Source organism: Streptomyces endocoffeicus (assembly GCF_016741935.1).
In the GTDB taxonomy this organism is placed as follows: Bacteria; Actinomycetota; Actinomycetes; order Streptomycetales; family Streptomycetaceae; genus Streptomyces; species Streptomyces endocoffeicus.
Genome location: NZ_JAERRG010000001.1, coordinates 1,013,568 through 1,029,623, shown reverse-complemented (window position 1 = coordinate 1,029,623; position 16,056 = coordinate 1,013,568). Strand labels below are relative to the sequence as shown.

Annotated in this window: 14 protein-coding genes; all 14 read left to right on the top strand. The window is 73.8% G+C overall.

Annotation, left to right across the window (positions count from 1 at the left end):
• Window positions 1–6: 6 nt before the first annotated feature.
• From JK364_RS04000 to JK364_RS03935, 14 genes are read left to right on the top strand one after another with little or no spacing between them, the layout of a single operon-like run.
• Window positions 7–462 carry a phage tail protein gene (locus JK364_RS04000; protein WP_201847538.1) on the top strand — a complete coding sequence of 152 codons (456 nt, stop codon included), beginning with the start codon at window positions 7–9 and terminating at the stop codon, window positions 460–462.
• A gap of 1 nt (window position 463) precedes the next feature.
• The gene (locus tag JK364_RS03995; protein ID WP_201847536.1) at window positions 464–1,957 is read left to right on the top strand and encodes a phage tail sheath family protein; all 1,494 of its coding nucleotides are present in this window, start codon (window positions 464–466) and stop codon (window positions 1,955–1,957) included.
• The gene (locus JK364_RS03990) at window positions 1,954–2,472 is read left to right on the top strand and encodes a phage tail protein (RefSeq protein WP_201847534.1); all 519 of its coding nucleotides are present in this window, start codon (window positions 1,954–1,956) and stop codon (window positions 2,470–2,472) included. Before JK364_RS03995 ends, JK364_RS03990 begins: the two co-directional genes overlap by 4 nt.
• Complete coding sequence (locus JK364_RS03985) at window positions 2,469–2,663, top strand: putative phage tail protein (protein ID WP_201847532.1); 195 nt, start codon at window positions 2,469–2,471, stop codon at window positions 2,661–2,663. The genes JK364_RS03990 and JK364_RS03985 overlap by 4 nt, the downstream gene beginning before the upstream one ends.
• Window positions 2,660–3,331 carry a CIS tube protein gene (locus JK364_RS03980; RefSeq protein ID WP_201847530.1) on the top strand — a complete coding sequence of 224 codons (672 nt, stop codon included), beginning with the start codon at window positions 2,660–2,662 and terminating at the stop codon, window positions 3,329–3,331. Before JK364_RS03985 ends, JK364_RS03980 begins: the two co-directional genes overlap by 4 nt.
• Before the next feature lie 10 nt (window positions 3,332–3,341).
• Entirely contained in the window at window positions 3,342–4,523 is a 1,182-nt protein-coding gene (locus tag JK364_RS03975) for a phage late control D family protein (protein WP_201847528.1), read from the top strand.
• 2 nt (window positions 4,524–4,525) lie between these two features.
• Complete coding sequence (locus JK364_RS03970) at window positions 4,526–5,221, top strand: phage baseplate assembly protein V (protein WP_230991291.1); 696 nt, start codon at window positions 4,526–4,528, stop codon at window positions 5,219–5,221.
• Window positions 5,218–5,649 carry a GPW/gp25 family protein gene (locus JK364_RS03965; RefSeq protein ID WP_201847524.1) on the top strand — a complete coding sequence of 144 codons (432 nt, stop codon included), beginning with the start codon at window positions 5,218–5,220 and terminating at the stop codon, window positions 5,647–5,649. The genes JK364_RS03970 and JK364_RS03965 overlap by 4 nt, the downstream gene beginning before the upstream one ends.
• Window positions 5,646–7,595: a putative baseplate assembly protein gene (locus JK364_RS03960; RefSeq protein ID WP_201847522.1), complete on the top strand. Its 1,950-nt coding sequence runs from the start codon at window positions 5,646–5,648 to the stop codon at window positions 7,593–7,595. Before JK364_RS03965 ends, JK364_RS03960 begins: the two co-directional genes overlap by 4 nt.
• On the top strand, window positions 7,592–9,655 hold the full coding sequence (locus tag JK364_RS03955; RefSeq protein ID WP_201847520.1) for a putative baseplate assembly protein: 2,064 nt from the start codon (window positions 7,592–7,594) through the stop codon (window positions 9,653–9,655). The genes JK364_RS03960 and JK364_RS03955 overlap by 4 nt, the downstream gene beginning before the upstream one ends.
• A complete protein-coding gene (locus JK364_RS03950; protein WP_201847518.1) occupies window positions 9,652–11,613 on the top strand; it encodes a phage tail protein I in 1,962 nt (653 codons plus the stop codon). The genes JK364_RS03955 and JK364_RS03950 overlap by 4 nt, the downstream gene beginning before the upstream one ends.
• Before the next feature lie 12 nt (window positions 11,614–11,625).
• The gene (locus tag JK364_RS03945) at window positions 11,626–12,903 is read left to right on the top strand and encodes a hypothetical protein (protein WP_201847516.1); all 1,278 of its coding nucleotides are present in this window, start codon (window positions 11,626–11,628) and stop codon (window positions 12,901–12,903) included.
• 2 nt (window positions 12,904–12,905) lie between these two features.
• On the top strand, window positions 12,906–14,921 hold the full coding sequence (locus JK364_RS03940) for a hypothetical protein (protein ID WP_201847514.1): 2,016 nt from the start codon (window positions 12,906–12,908) through the stop codon (window positions 14,919–14,921).
• Window positions 14,918–16,054 (top strand): hypothetical protein, encoded by a 1,137-nt coding sequence (locus JK364_RS03935; RefSeq protein ID WP_201847512.1) that lies wholly within the window; start codon window positions 14,918–14,920, stop codon window positions 16,052–16,054. The genes JK364_RS03940 and JK364_RS03935 overlap by 4 nt, the downstream gene beginning before the upstream one ends.
• Window positions 16,055–16,056 lie beyond the last annotated feature (2 nt).

Here is a 16,056-nt window from a genome sequence, read left to right as displayed (position 1 = left end):
TCCACCATGCCGCCCGTGACCAGGGACGATCCATACGCGTCCTATAACTTCAAGATCTTCGTGTTCAACGTCAGCGACGACGGGCTCGCGGTGAGCGGGTCCTTCACCGAGGCGAGCGGGCTGGAGCTGGAGATCCCGCCGATCGAGTACCGCAACGGGAGCGAGGACATCACCGTCCGCAAGATCCCGGGGCTGAAGAAGTTCACCAACCTCACCTTCAAGCGTGGCATCACCGGCCACGCCGCCTTCTGGAAGTGGGTGGCCGACGCGCTCAACGGCACGGTGAAACGCACCCACGGCTCGATCGTGCTGTGCGACGAGAACCGCAACGACGTGGTGCGCTGGAACTTCGACCGCGGCTGGCCCACCAAGTACACCGGCCCGACGCTGAGCGCCACCAAGAACGAGATCGCCATGGAGACGCTCGTCCTGGCGGTCGAGAAGCTGGAGATCGAAACCTGATATGGCAGGCGATGCGCTCCCCGGAGTATCCCTCGCGTGTCCGCCACGCGGCTCCGGCACCGAGCCGCTGCGCACCGACGTGGCGGCGTTCCTGGGCCGGCTCCGCCGCGGCCCGGTCGGCACTCCCGTGCGCGTGGAGAGCTGGAACGACGTCGTGGGCACCTTCGGGCCGCCGGAGGGCGCCTTCGCCACCCCGTACGCACTGCGCGGCTTCTTCGAGAACGGCGGCCGCACCGCCTGGGTGCTCCGGGTGTCCGGACCGGCCACCACGGCCCGGACGGCATGGACGGTCGGGCCGCTGAGCGGATGGGACGCCACGAGCTACCAGGCGGTGGCCACCAGCCCCGGAGCCTGGGCCAACGGCGGGCGCGTCGCCATCCGTTACCAGGCCAGCACCGTCGCCGGACCGCCCACCGTGGGCATCCGGATCATGATGCCCGGAGAGCCGCCCGAGACGTTTCCCGGGCTGCCGCTCGCCGGCCTGGCCGACCGGCTCACCGGATCCCGCTACCTCCGGCTGGTCCCGGACGGGCCGCCACCGCCACCGGGGCGGCCCGGCCCGATCTCGGTGTCCTGGGACCTGACGCTCGCGGGCGGCGCCGACGCCGCGCCCACCCGCGGGGCGTACTCGGACGCCGTGACCGTACAGGCCGAACTGCCAGAACCGGCGCTGGTGGCGCTGCCGGACCTGGGCACGGACCTGTCCGGCGCCGCGCATACCGACGCGGTGCTCGAACTGCTGAGGAGCGTGCAGCCGTCGCACGACCGCCTCGCCGTTCTGGACGTGCCGCCCGCGCTGTCCTCCGTGGACCAGGCGGTCGACTGGGTGGGCTCCCTGGCGGCCACCGGCGACAGCCAGTTGCTCGGCTGCGCCGCCGTCTACCATCCGCGGCTGCGCACCCCCGACGGGCAGGACCTGCGCACCGTCCCGGCGTCCGGGCACGTCCTGGGCGTCATCGCCCGCCTCGACGGCGAGCGCGGGGCGCACCACACGCCCGCGAACGCCGTGATCCTGGAGGCGGTCGACCTCGCCACCGAATACCCCGAGCCGCAGCAGGCCCGGCTGTTCGACGCGGGGATCGACCTGATCCGCTGCACCCGCGGGCGGGGGCTGACGGTGTGGGGCGGGCGCACCCTGTCCGCCGACCCGGGCACCCGCTACATCGCCCACCGGCGGCTGGTGCATCTGCTGGTGCGTGCGATCCGGCGGGCGGCGAGCCCGCTGGTGTTCGACGTCAACTCGGCCGAGCTGCGGCTGACGTTGGTACGGGCGCTCACCTCCGTGCTCCTGTCGGCCTTCCGGGCCGGGGCGCTCGCCGGCGCCCGGCCCGAGCAGGCGTTCCGGGTGGTGTGCGACGACACCAACAACCCGCCCGAGCAGGACCCGGGCCAGCTGGTCTGCGAGATCGAGGTGGCCCCGGCCGTCCCCATGGAGTTCATCCGGCTGCGTCTCGTACTCGGCCAGGACCGAGGTCTGGAGGTGATCGAGGCGTGAGCCTGGATCCGCTGCCCAAATACCGCTTCCTGGTCACCCTCGACCCCGGCGACGCGTATCTGCCCGCCGCGCAGGCGCTGCTGCTGCCACTGGCCGCCTCCGGCGCGTTCCAGGAGGTCACCGGGCTCGGCGCGCAGCTCGAGGTGACGAGCTACCCGGAGGGCGGGCGCAACGACTCGGTCCACCAACTGCCGCTGCGCCACTCATGGAACCGGATCACGCTCAAGCGCGGCGTGGTGCGCGACCCGGGGCTGTGGTCCTGGTACCAGGCCGGGCTCGCCGACTCGCTGGGCGCCCGCCGCGACGGCGCGGTGATCGTGCTCGGCCCGGACGGGGCGCCCGGTGCGGCCTGGGCCTTCCATGGCGGGCTCGCCGCCAAGTGGAGCGGCCCGGACCTGCACGGGGAGCAGAACGCGATCGCCATCGAGTCGCTGGAGATCGCGCACGAGGGGCTGACGAAGGTCTTGCAGGACGCCGCGGCGAGCGCCTTGCCGCGCCTGAGCCAAGGGAGGTGACCGGGGTGCCGAAGGTGACCATTCACCACCTCGAGGTCCGGTTCCAGGTGGACGGCGACGACGGCGCCGTGTTCACCCGCCTGTTCAACCAGCACATCCAGGCGTGGGCGAAGTTGTACGAGGACCAGTGCGCACGCGCCAAACACACCGAGGCCGAACGGCGCTTCGGCGACGGGGAGGGCAGTTCATGAGTGTGACGCCCGTGTCCTTCGCGCGGCAGGGGGCCGCCCGGGCCCGGCTGGAGATCGTCCGGCCGGTGATCGCCGACGAGCGGCAGCGGCGGATCCCGCTGCGGTTCAACCCCACCGACTACAAGCTGAGCAAGAGCAACACGTTCGCCGAGATCACCATCCCCGGCCTGGAGACACCGCCCCTGCAGTACGTCCGCGGCGGCACCGAGACCCTCACCGTGCAGGCGCTGGTGGACACCTCCGACACCCTGGAGAACGTACGGAAGGCCTACGTCAACGCGGTGCGCAACCTGCTGCGGCCCGACAGCCGCGAACACGCGCCACCGGTCGTCCGGTTCGTCTGGGACGAGGAGGTCTTCACCGGCGTGGTGGAGAAGCTGGACGTCAACTACCAGCTGTTCCGGCCGGACGGTGTGCCGCTGCGGGCCATGCTGGACCTCTCGCTCAAGGAGTTCCGCACGGCCGCCGCGCAGGTCGCCGAGACGCCCCGCTCGTCGCCCACGGTGGAGAAGAGCTATGTGGTGCGCCGCGGCGACACCCTCAGCTCCATCTCCGCCGCGCTGTACCGGCGGCCGGACGCCTGGCGGGAGCTGGCGCGCGCCAATGGCATCAGCGACCCACGGGACCTGCGGCCGGGCCGGGTGCTGACCGTGCCCCGGCTGGCGTGAGGAGCGCGCGATGAGCACCCCCACCCCCGAGGTCGCCTCGCCCGACAGGTACGCGCCCGAGTTCGATGTGCGCATCGAGGGCCTGGAGATGGACCCGTCCACCAAGAACGACATCATCGACATCAAGGTGAACCGGGACATCGACGAGCTGTCCGGCTTCGATCTCACCCTGAACAACTGGGACGACGCCAATCTGCGGTTCAAGCACAGCGATTCGCCGCGCTTCCGGCTCGGCGGCCGGGTCTCGGTCCGGCTCGGCTACGCCGACAAACTGCTCACCGTCGCCACCGGGACCATCTCCACGCTCAGTCCGAAGTTCACCGACGGCGCGTCACCCACCGTCCAGGTCAGCGGCGTGGACGGGCTGCTGCGGCTCAAGGACCGCAAGCCCACCGAGAACGAGACCAAGATCTACCGCAATCTGCCGGACTGGCGCATCGCCGAGCAGATCGCCCAGCGCAACCACCTGCGCATCGAGGTCACCCGGGAAGGGCCCACCCATGACGTGGTGGTGCAGAAGAACCAGGACGACGCGACGTTCCTGCTGGAGCGGGCCAAGCGGCTGGACTTCGACTGCTACATCCTGCCGGACGCGAGGACCGGCGAGGACACGCTGTACTTCACCAAGCCGACCGACGGCCGCGACGGCCGCCCGATCCGGCTGTACCGGCTGGCGTACGCACCCGGGCTGAGCACCGGCCCCACCGGCCGGCCCGAGGGGCTGGTCCCCAACCTGATGGAGTTCACCCCGACGCTGACCGTCTCCCAGCAGGTCAGCAAGGTCACCGTGCGCGGCTGGGACCCCCGTACCAAACAGCCGATCGCGTTCACCGCGACCGCCGAGAACCTCCCGGCCGGGCAGAACACGGCCGACGGGCAGAGCGGGCCGCAGGTCGCCGAGTCCACCCTGCAGGGCCGCCAGGAGGTCGTGGTCGACGCCCCGGTCGGCAGCGACCAGGAGGCCCGCGAACTGGCGATCAGCCTGCTGCGCGAGCGGGCCTACGAGTTCATCACCGCGACCGGCAAGGTGGCGGGCCTGCCCGAGCTGCGGCCCGGCGACAACCTGGAGATCTACGGCCTCGGCCACCGCTTCTCGGGCACCTACTTCGTCAAGCGGGTCGAGCACACCCTCAACACCAGTGGTTTCTTCACCCAGTTCACCGGACGGCGGATCCATCAGGGGGACCAGTGACCATGAGGGGCACGCCACGCGCCCGCTCCACCGACAAGCGCTACTACGGCGTGGTCGAGGCGCTCGTGGTGGAGAACGAGGGCGACGACGAGGGGCAGGTCAAGCTGAAGTTCCCGTGGTTCGACGACACCACGGTCACCGACTGGGTCCGGGTCAGCCAGCTCTACGCGGGAGGCGGCTACGGTTCGGTGTTCGTTCCCGAGAAGGGCGATGAGGTGCTCGTCGCCTTCGTCCACGGGGACATGCGGTACCCGATCGTGCTGGGCGGCCTCTACAACGGCGAGGACAAGCCGCCGACCGCCCGCACCGAAGGCCGCGACCAGAAGATCATCCGGACCCGGCACGGCCATGAGGTGCTCCTGGACGACACCCGGTCCAAGGCCGCCGTACGGATCACCTCCGCCGCCGGACATGTGGTGGAGCTGGACGACCAGGGCAAGGCGATCCGCATCACCGCCGCCGAGGGCGGCAGCGTCACCGTGACCGCGCAGGGCGAGATCACCCTCAAGGCGCCGAAGCTGACGGTCGATTCCCCCTCCATCGACCTCGGCGGCGGTGCCACCGAACCGCTCGTACTCGGCAACGCGCTGCTCCAGGCCTTCAACACCCACACCCACCCCTCCGCCGCCGGGCCCACCGGCCCGCCGGCCCCGCCGCTCACCCCCGCCGTGCTGGCGAAGAAGGCGAGGACGGCGTGAGCGAGGAGTTCCTCGGAACCGGGTGGCGGTTCCCGATCCTGCCCGACGCGTCCGGGCGGCTCGGATACGCCGTCGGCGAGGAGAGCATCGAGCACTGTCTGCGGGCGCTGCTTCTCACCGGCACCGGCGAGCGGGTCATGCGGCCCGAACTGGGCACCCGGGCCCAGGAGTTGGTGTTCGCGCCCGGAAGTGTGCAGAACCTGCGCGACCTGGAGCAGTCGATCGCCGTCGCCGTCCGCGACCATGAGCCGCGGGTGGAACTGGAGGAGGTCCGCGCGGAGGCCGACCCGGCCGACGAGTCGCGGATCACCGTCTCGATCGTGTACCGCATCCGGCGCAGCAACACCAAGGCGAACCTGGTGTTCCCGTTCTACACCGGGCTCACCGGGCTCACCGGACTCACGGGCCTCACCGGGGGCACACCATGACCCTGCCCCCGCCGAAGCTGGACGACCTCACCTGGGCCGACATGATGGCGGCCATCCGCCGCCGGATCCCCGCCGAGTCCGACGGCACCTGGACGCTGCACGCGCCCGTCGACCCCGGCGTCACCCTCCTCGAACTCTTCGCCTACCTCCTCGAACAGCGGCTGTACTGGCTCGACCAGGTGCCGGACGCGCTCGTGGTCGCCATACTGCGGCTGCTCGGCCTCGAACCGCCGCGCCCCGCCCGCCCCGCCGCCACCGTGCTGCGCCTCGCCGCCCGGCAGGAGGGCACCGCGGTCCCGCTCGTCCCCGCCGGGACGGCGCTCACCCGGGACCCCACCGGGCAGGTGGTCTTCACCCTCGACGACGACCTGGCCGTGCCGCCGCTCGCCGAGGGCGGTGAGGTCACCGTCTGGACCGACCGCGACCGCACGGCGGATCTGCGGGCCCGGCGCGGTATCGCGCTGCTGGCGAGCGATGGCGCCCCGGCACAGGTACGGTTCACCCTGCCGCTCACCGGGGACCACCCCGCGCCCGGCCCGATCGGGCTGCTCTTCGAGCTGGACGCGCCCACCGCGTCCGCGCCGTCGTGGCTGCCCGGCGCGGTCGCCGACGTACCGCCGCCCGCCGAGCTGACCTGGTCGTGGTTCCGGCCGGGCACGGACATCTCCGGTGCGTATCAGAAGGTCGAGGACGGCACGGGCGGGCTCAGACGGTCCGGCCTCGTCCGGCTCCACCCCCCGGCCGACTGGTCGACGCGGGACACCGGGCTCCTGGTGTCCACCCCGGCCGCCAGCTACGCGGCCCCGCCCCGTCTGCTCCAAATCGCCGTCAACGCCGCCGCGGCACACCACTGCCGGCATCACACCGTGAGCGGCGCCGACCTCCAGGACCAGATCGGCGCCTGGCTCCGGCTGCCCGGCCAGCATCTCGTCCTGCCGGACGCCGCCGACCGCCTCCTCGAGGCGACGCTGCGCCTGGCGGGCCAGGAGTGGCGGCCGGCCCCGGACTTCACCTTCGGCTCCCCGGCCGACCGGATCTTCGTGCTCGACCGGGCCGAGGGCGCGCTGGTGTTCGGCGACGGACTCACCGGGCGCATCCCCCACCCGGACCCGGACGCGCACATCGACTACGTGACCGGCGGCGGCCGGGTCGGCAACGGCGGCATGACCGGCAACTGGCTGCCGGCCCAGGACCTTCCGGGAGCGGTCTCGGCCGCCAACCTCGTACGCGCCGAAGGCGGCACCGACCCCGAGACCATCACCGAGGCGCGCCGCCGTGCCGCCGACTCCCTGGGGGAGGTGACCCGCGCGGTCACCGCCGAGGACTACGTCACCCTGGCGCGTGCGACACCGGGCGTCGCCATCGCCCGCGCCTACCCGGCCGTCGGCGCGCACCCCGGCTTCCCGTGCGCCACGGTGCCCGGCGCGGTGACCGTCCATATCGTCCCGGCCGCGCCCCGGGACGACCTCACCCGCGAGGACTTCGTGGCCGCGCCGCTCCCGGACCCCGGGATGCTGCGCGCGGCCGCCGCCCACCTCGAACAGACGCGGCTGCTCACCTCCGAGGTCTTCGTCCGCGCGCCCCGCTACCGCGAGGTGACGCTGCGCGTGAGCCTGTCGGGCGATCCGGCGGACGTCACTCGCGTGTCCACCGCGCTCACCGCCGCGCTGCGCCGCTTCCTCGACCCGCTCGTGGGCGGTGAGGACCAGGACGGCTGGCCGTTCGGACAGCCGCTGCGGCCCTCGGCCCTGCTGCGGGCCGCACAGCGGGCGCTGGGCGACCTCGCCGACGTCGCCGCCGTGGCGATCGGCCTCGACGGGGCGGACTCTGACGGGACTTTCGAGGAGTGCGACGAGGTGCCGCTCGGCGCGGGGGAGCTTCCCGTCCTGCGGACGGTCCACACCCGGATCGTGCCCGCCGTCGAACCGGGGGAGGGGCTGGTATGACCGGCGAGGTGTGGTGGGAGAGGGACGCGCGGGAACGGGAGCGCGAGGACGGGCGGATCGTGCCCGGCCCCGGCCCGACCGGTGTCCAGCCGGAGCTGGTCGACGCCACCCGCGAGGCCGTCCGCGCCGATGTCCGCGGCCGGATCGCGGGCTACACCCCGGACTGGACCGACCCCGACCGGCAGGACGCCGGTGTCGCCCTCGTCCGCCTCTTCGGCACCCAGGCCGAACCGGTACTCGGCCGCGTCAACCGGCTGCCGGAGAAGGTGCTGGCCGAACACCTGGCGACGGCGGGCGTGCGGCGCCGCCCGGCCGGAGCGGCGGCCACGCTGCTGGAGTTCACCGTCAACCCGCCGGACGGCGCCTCGGTGCTCGTCCCCGCCGGGTTCCAGAGCGCCGCCTCGACCCCGGCGGGCCAGGTCGTCTACGAGACGGACCAGGACCTGTACGCCACCCCGGCCACCCTCGCCGATCTCGCCGTCCAGGAGGCCGGAACGATCCAGGCCCTGCCGCTGGGCCCGGCCGGGCCCAGCCGTCCCTTCGAGCCCTTCGGCCGCGATCCGCGGCCCGGCAACGCGCTGTGGATCGGGCTCGCCGGACCGGCCGCCCCCTACCCGCGGCTGTCGCTGGGCTTCGTGGTCGTCGCCGCTCCGCCCGCCCCCGCGGCCTCCGGCGGCACCGCGCCGCTGCCGCTGCCGCCCGCGCCGCTGCTGCGCTGGGACGTACTGGACGGCACCCGGCTCGTCCCCGCCGAGCTGATGCGGGACTCCACGGCCGGGTTCGGCGCCAGTGGGACCGTCGAGCTGAGGGTCCCGCGGTCCTGGCAGCCGGGCAGTCCGTCCGGCACCCGGCCCCGGCTGCGCTGGCTGCGCCTGCGGATCGCCCACGGCGCCTTCGCCGGACCCGCGCCCGTGCTGTCCGGGCTGCGGCTGAACGTGGTCGCCGCCACCGCCGCCCGCACCATCCGCGACGAGCCGCTGCAGCCCGTCCAGGACCCGGCGGCCACCGGGCTGCGGCGCATGAGGCTCAGCCAGGTGCCCATCCTCGCCGGATCGGTGGTCATCGAGGTCGACGACGACACGGGCGGCGACGTGTTCGGCACCACGGCGGGCACATCGGCCGGCACCTCGTCCCGGTGGCGCGAGGTGGAGAGCCTGGCCGGGTACGGCGCCGACGACCGGGTGTTCACCGTGGACCACGAGAGCGGCGAGGTGACCTTCGGGGACGGCGTCAGCGGCGCCGCCGTCCCGCCCGGCTTCCGCAACGTCCGCGCCGTGCGCTACCGCGTCGGCGGCGGCAGCGCCGGGGCCGTGGCGGCGGGCGCGGTCAACGGGGTGGTGACCGCGCTGCCGTTCGTCACCGGTGTGAGCAACCCCTTCCCGGCCTCCGGCGGAACGGACGCCGAGCCCGACGCCGACGCCATCCGCCGCGGCGCCGGTGAACTGCGCGCCCGCGGCCGGGCCGTGGCCCCGGCCGACTACGGGCAGCTCGCCACCCGCGCGCCCGGCGCCTCGGTGGCCCGCGCCCGGGGCGTGCCCGGTCTGCACCCCGACTTCGCCGGGGCGCCGATCCCGGGCGTGGTGGGCGTCCTCGTCGTACCGCCCGTACCGCCGGGTGGCGACCCGGACGAACCGCCGGTCGCCACCGCCGCGACCCTGAAGGCCGTCGCCGACTTCCTCATCCGCGAGGCCGCTCCGGCCGGGGTCACGGTGGTCGCCGCCCCCGCGCCGTACCGCCGCGTCGCGGTCGAGTCCTGGGTGGCCCTCGACCCGGACCTGGACCGGGCCGCCGTCCTGGCCCGGGCCGGGGACGCGGTGCGCACCTACCTCGATCCGCTGCGCGGCGGGGAGGACGGCGCGGGCTGGCCCTTCGGCGGCGCGCTGCGCCATACGGCGCTGGTCCGGCGGCTCCTGGCGGTCGAGGGCGTGCTGGCCGTCACCCGGCTCTCGCTCACCGTCGACGGAGTGCGCCGACCGCCCTGCGCCGACCACGCCCTCCCGCCCCACACCCTCGTCTGGCCGGAGCGCCCGCTGCTGATCCCGGTAGGAGACCAGCCATGACGTGCACCCCGCACCCCGCGACCTTCCGCCTCCTCGACGCCTACGTCGGCTGGGACCGGTGGGACCTCCAGCAGGCTGACGGCATCGTCGGCTTCGAGGACCCGGCCGGACTCCGGCTCGCCCACCGCGGCGCCGCGCCGGAAGGCCCCACCAGGGACCGGCTGCTGCCGTGGTTCCCCGACCCCCGCCTCGCGCCCGGATGCGGGCCGTGCGGCTGGTACCTGTTCGTCCCCGGCGAGCGGCGGCTGCTGCGCCGTGACGGCTGCGGCGGTGTCTTCGCCCCCGTCTGGCCGCCCGGCTGCGACCCCGACCCGCTGCGCGAACCGGTCTCGGTCGCCGCGCGCGGACACCGGCTGGCCGTGGTGGAGTCCGACCGGGTCCTGGTGTGGCGCCGCGAGGGCGGGCAACTCGCCGGGGTGATCCGGGCCGAACGGCCCCGGTGGGCCGCCCTGGGTCCTGACGACGACGTCCTGGTGGCCGGTCAGGGCAGCACGGACCTGTGGCGGTTCGACTCGGCCGGCGGCTTCCGCGGGGTGCTGCGCACCGGTGTGCGCGGCGAGATCATCGGCCTGCGCACCGGGCCGGAGCGGACCGTGTGGCTGCTCACCGACGACGGCGGACGGCTCGGCATCCACCGGGGCGGTCACCGCCGCCCCTTCCGCCCCGCCACCGTCGACGAACTGGCCGCGGCCCTGCCACCGTCCACGCTCACCTCCGCCGGCGAGGACGGGTTCTGCCTGACCGAGAGGGGCCCGGAGGGCCCCGAGACCCGCTGCTTCACCTGGCAGGGCCTGCCCCGGGAGCCCGCGCCGCCCGCCACCGACGCGTATGTCACCAGCGGGTCGTACCTCACCACCCTCATCGACAGCGGCATTTCGCGGTGCCGCTGGCACCGGGTGCGCCTGGACGCCGAGGTGCCCGCCGGGACGGCGGCCGCCGTCGAGATCGTGGTGAGCGAGGACGGCCGGTACGACGAGAGCGACTGGCAGGCGTCGGCCCCGGGTGTCACTGACTTCCTCGTCGACCAGCCGCCCGGCCGCTTTCTGCGGCTGCGGCTGCGGCTGTCCGGCGACGGCGGCTCGACTCCGGTGCTGCGCCGGATCCGGCTGGACTTCCCCCGGGTCACCAGCGCCGACCTGCTGCCGCCCGCCTTCCGTGCGGACCCCGCGGCCGACGACTTCACCGAGCGCTTCCTGTCGCTGTTCGACGCCACGCTCGCCCAGCTCGACCGGGTGATCGAGCGGTATCCGTCGCTCCTCGACCCCGCGGGCGTCCCGGACCGGGCGCTGCCGTGGCTGGCCGGGCTGCTGGGCCTGTCGTTCGAGGCGGGCTGGGACGCCCGCACCCGGCGCGCGCTGCTGGCCGCCGCCCCGGAGCTCTACCGGCGCCGGGGTACGCCATGGGCGCTGCGCGAGGCGGTGCGCATCGTGTTCGGAGTGGCCCCGGTCGTGGACGAGCTGGCGGCGGACCGCCGCTGGGCCCATCTGCGCGCGGCGCGGGACCAGGGCCGGGGGACGGATCAAGGGCTCGGCGCCATAAGGCTGTTCGGCCGCTCGGCGAGCCGTTTCCGGGTCGGCGGCACGGCGCTCGGCGCCGCGCCGCTGCGCGCGTTCGGCGCGCCGGACAGCGACCCGTTCACCGCGCACGCGCACCGGTTCCGGCTGCTGCTGCCCGCCGGATCGGCGGACGCGACGGCGCTGCGGCGGCTGGTGGAGCGGCAGGCGCCCGCGCACACGGTGGGGTCGGTACGCACCGGCGGGGCGGGCTTCGTGGTCGGTTCGCGGTCCACGGTCGGTGTGGACACCGCGTTCGTTCCGCTGCCGGCGCCCGTACTGGGCGGAGCGAGGCCGGTGCGGCTGAACCGTGACGGAGTACTGAGGCCGGGACCGAGAGGGTTGCGCCGAGGGGTGGGCGTGGGAGTCGTCTCCGCCGTCGGCATGCATACGCGAGTGTCGTGAGAGGACGGGGCGATGACCGAGACAGGACCATCGAGGACCGAGGAGTTCCACGCGCCACCACTGCGCCGACTGCGGTACTTCCACGGCCAGATGCTGGGCGCGCGCGACTTCCAGCGCGAACAGGAGTACCACCGCGAGAAGTTGAGACTGCGCATGCGCTGTCTGCTCGGCTACGGAGTGGTGTGCGGTCTGCATGTGGAACCGGTGCCACGGGACGAGGACGACTGCCCGCCGGACGACCCCGCCGAAGAGTCCGCGCGGCCCGAGCGGAGCGCGGAGGAGGGCGGTGAGGAGGGCGGCACCGAGCCGGAGCGCACCCGGCGCAGGGCCAGGGTGAGGATCACTCCCGGTCTCGCCGTGGACTGCGAGGGCAACGAGGTCGTGGTGCGCGGTGGCTGCGAGATCGACCTGTGGAAGGCGCTGCCCCCGCACGAACGGGACACCGACACCGTCTGGATCGGCGTCGAGTACGCCGAGCGGCCCGTCGAACCCACTCGCGCCGTCTACAACGACGCCTGCGCGGACACCTCCGACTGCGAGTTCGGCTGGACCGAGGAGTGCTACACGGTGCGGGTCACCGGCTGCGAACCGCCGGTGGACGAGCGCTGTGACACCTGCTGCGAGCCGTGCGAGCACACGGTGCTGTGGCTGGCCAGGATCGACTGCGTGGACTGGTACGAGCCGGTGCGCCGGAACCACATCCACATGAACGTACGCCGCCCGTTCGGCCGCCATCTGCCCACGGTGATCACCGGTATCAACTGGATCCACGGCCACACCTACACCATCGACGAGGCCAAGGACCTCCTCGGCACCCTCGACGCGGACGGCGGGCTCGTGGTGCGGTTCTCCGCCGACGTACGGTCCGACACCCTGCGGCCCGGTGTGGTGGAGCTCCAGGTGATCGAGGGCGGCAGCGGCCGCAACGCCTCCACCTGGTACATGGGCGGCACCTTCGCCGATCCGGACCTGGAGTCCGACGAGTCCGACGAGTGCGACGAGTTCGTCCAGGAGTTCCGCTACCGCCAGACCACGCGCGAGACGCTGCAGGACGGCGACCGCGTACTGATCACCGTCCGCGCCGCGTTCCTCCTCGACCGCTGCTGCCGCCCGGTCGACGGCACCCATGTCGGCGGGCGCGTCCCGCTCATCCGCACCGGCTCGACGCTGTCGGCCGAGCACGGCGGCGACTGCTGCGACCTCCCGCCCTCGGGCATCGGGCCCTGGACATCCGGCACCGGCGCGGGCGGGGACGTCTTCGAGAGCTGGTTCTTCGTGAAGGAGCGCTGATCATGCGAACAGACTGCGGATGCGGCTGTGGTGGCGACGCCACCCGGACCTCCGCCTTCGTACGTCCCCGCTTCTTCGCAGGGCAACTGCTGACCGAGGACGACCTCAGCCTGCTGGTGGAGTACACGACGGCGAAGGCCAGACTGCACAACCGGTCCCTGTACGGGCCCGGAGTCATCTGCGGCCTCGGCGTCACCTGCGACCCGTGCGGCGGCGGAACCGTGGCGGTCCACCCCGGACACGCGCTCGACTGTGCCGGGAACGACATCGTGGTGCCCTGCACCGAGCGGGTCGACGTCACCGCACTGGTGCGGGAGCGCCGCATCAGCGCCCTGGGCGTGGACTGCGGGGAAGACTGCGACAACGACGGCGACGACGGCGGGCGCCGCTACGGGCTCTATGCGCGCTACCGCGAGCTCCCCGTCGAGCCGGTGGCGCCGTACGCCACCGAGGAGCCCTGCCCCGCACCGGGATGCGTGCCCTCCAGGATCCAGGAGGGGTACCAATTCGTCGTCAGGTGCGACGACTTCGAGGACCACCGCCACAACCCCGGCACCCGCCTTCTGATGACCCTCGGCGACCTCGCCCGCGCCGACCGGGCCCGCACCCGCGACCGGCGGCTCGGGTTCTACACCGACGCCCTGACCGTCGCGTCGCTCGGCACCGGCCGGGCCTTCCGCTTCGACGCCGCCGACGCCCAGCGGTACGCCACCGCCTTCGCATGGCTGCGCGACAACGCGGGCGGGGAGGGCCCGCCCGCCCCGCCGACGGCCCGCGAGATGACCGAACACGTCCGGGCGCTGGCCGCCGCCGTCGCCCGGTACGACACCTACGACGCGGCCGGGCAGGCCCAGCTCGCGAGGGACTACCCGGACCTCGCCACCGTGCGGGAGGCCCGGAGCGCCCTGGGCACGGCGTGCGGGCGGCTCGGCGGCGCCGACCTGGAAGCGGCGTGGCCGGACCCGCTGCACGCCGGGATCGCCCGCGCCGTCGTCACCGAGACCGCCGCCCGCGTCGTACCGGAGCGCGGCGACCCGGACGCGCCGTTGGAAGTGCGTATGCTGGCCCAGGGCACCCCGCTCGGTCACGCGCTGCGGGTGGAGTTCCGCGCGGACCTCGGCCTGATCCGGGAGTGGCTGCTGTGCCGGCTGGACCAGGCCACCGACCTGGCCGACCGCGCACTGCGCCAGGACATCGCCGCCGTCGACGTACCGCCGCTGCTGCCGTCCCCGCCGCCGGACAGCACTGAGAAGGCGACCATCGCCGAGGTGCAGCAGATCGCGGAGGCGGCCGCCGCACTGGGCACCGCAGTGCGCCGGTTCCTCACCGACGCGGCCTGTGCCATCCTCAACCCGCCGTGCGGCGACTGCACCGACACCGACGTCCTGCTCGGCCATCTGGAACTGGACGGCTGCGATGTCGTACGGATCTGCTCGGCCACCCGGGAGCAGGTGCTGCCGGGCGGATCGGCGTACGGCGAATGGCTGCCCAAGCTCTACCAGCTGCGTGAACTCGCCGAGCGGGTGTGCTGCCGGCCGGTGCCGCGATACCAGAAGCCGACCCTGCCGTCCGAGGGCCCGGTGGCGCGCCCGTACGCGGACGGACTGCTCGGCGACTGGCCGCGCACCGGGGACCTGGAGGAGATGCTGTCCCTGCTGCTGACCCCCGCACCCGGCGAGACACCGCCCAAGGCGCTGCACGAACAGGTCTATACGACCCCCAGTGAAGTCACCGACAGCATGCAGGAGCTCGCCCGGCTCAGGACGCGGGTCGCCGATCTCACCGCCGCCGTGGAGGGGCTGCGCGCCCAACTGGGCAGCGCGCAGACGCAGGTGAGCCAGCTGGAGGAGCGGGTGCCGAGCCGGGCACCGGAACCGTCCGGCGAGTCCGTTCAGGAACCGGACCGGACTCCGGACCAGCCGCCCGAGCAGGGCGCCGGGGAGGGGGCCGAGCCCGCCAGGCCCCCGGCCAAGCGCACCCGGTCGTCCCGTACCCGGAAGCCCGGTGAGACGCCATGACGGGCCCGCTGCGCCCCGCCTTCCACGAGGGGCAGGTGCTGGCCGCCGCGGATCTGTCGGCCACGGTGGAGTACGCGCGCGGCGGGGCCGCCCGGCATGCGCGGCACCTGCACGAGTGGGGCATCGTCGAAGGGCTCGGCCTCGTCACCCAGCCCCGTACCGACCCGCTGACGGGCGTCCGCCATGTCGAGGTGAGCGTCTCGGCGGGCATCGCCGTCGACGGCACGGGCCGCGAAGTGGTCGTCACGGAGCCGGTCGTGCTGCGCGAGAGCGACTTCGAGGAGGTCAACGGCGCGGACCAGACGACGGACGAGCCCTATCCGGTCTTCCTCACCGCGGCCGACCGGGAACCGGCCGAGCCCGCCGGGCCGGTCTCCTGCTCCGGGAGCGCCACGAAGACCCGGGTGGAGGAGTCGTACCAGATCCTCTTCGGGCGCCGCGGCGACGAGCGGCTGGCCGCCGAGCAGCAGCCGCCCGCGATCGGCGGCCCACCGGCCGATCCACCCGTCCGCTGGCTGGTCCTGCTGGGCTATGTCCACTGGGCGGACGGCCACTTCAGCGGCGTCGAGACCGAGGCGCGCGGTGTCGCGGCGCGGTTCGCCGGAGTGCGCGCGGACACCGTCTCGGCCCGGTCGGGGGCGCTGACCCTGCGGACGGGCACGGAGACCCAGGAGGGCGAGCCGGCGCTGGTCCTGACCGGCGGCGAGACGCCGAACCTGGTCTTCGGCCTGTACCAGGGCGGTGGCGCGGTCGCTCCGCTGATGACCGTGGCGGCCAACGGCAACCTCACGATCGAGGGCAGCTTCGGCGGCCGGATGTCGGCCGGCAGCACGCTGGTGGCCTCCGGGACCGCCACCGACGGGATGCTGCTGCCGCTGCCGTCCGGCGTCACCCCGGAACAGGTGGCCGACGGCCGGGTCGTGATCCATGTCCAGCTGACCCCGCGCATACCGCCCCTGGCGGATTCGGCGCTGTTCAGCCCGGTGGAGGCCACGGTGGACGGCGACCGCCGGGTCCGCTGCCGGGTGCGCGTGTACAACCCCTCGGTGAACTGGAAGCAGCCGGTCGAACAGCCCGGGGCGGTCGACTTCCTCGTCCTGGCGACGGTCGCGGCGACGAACGGCGGTGGCTGACG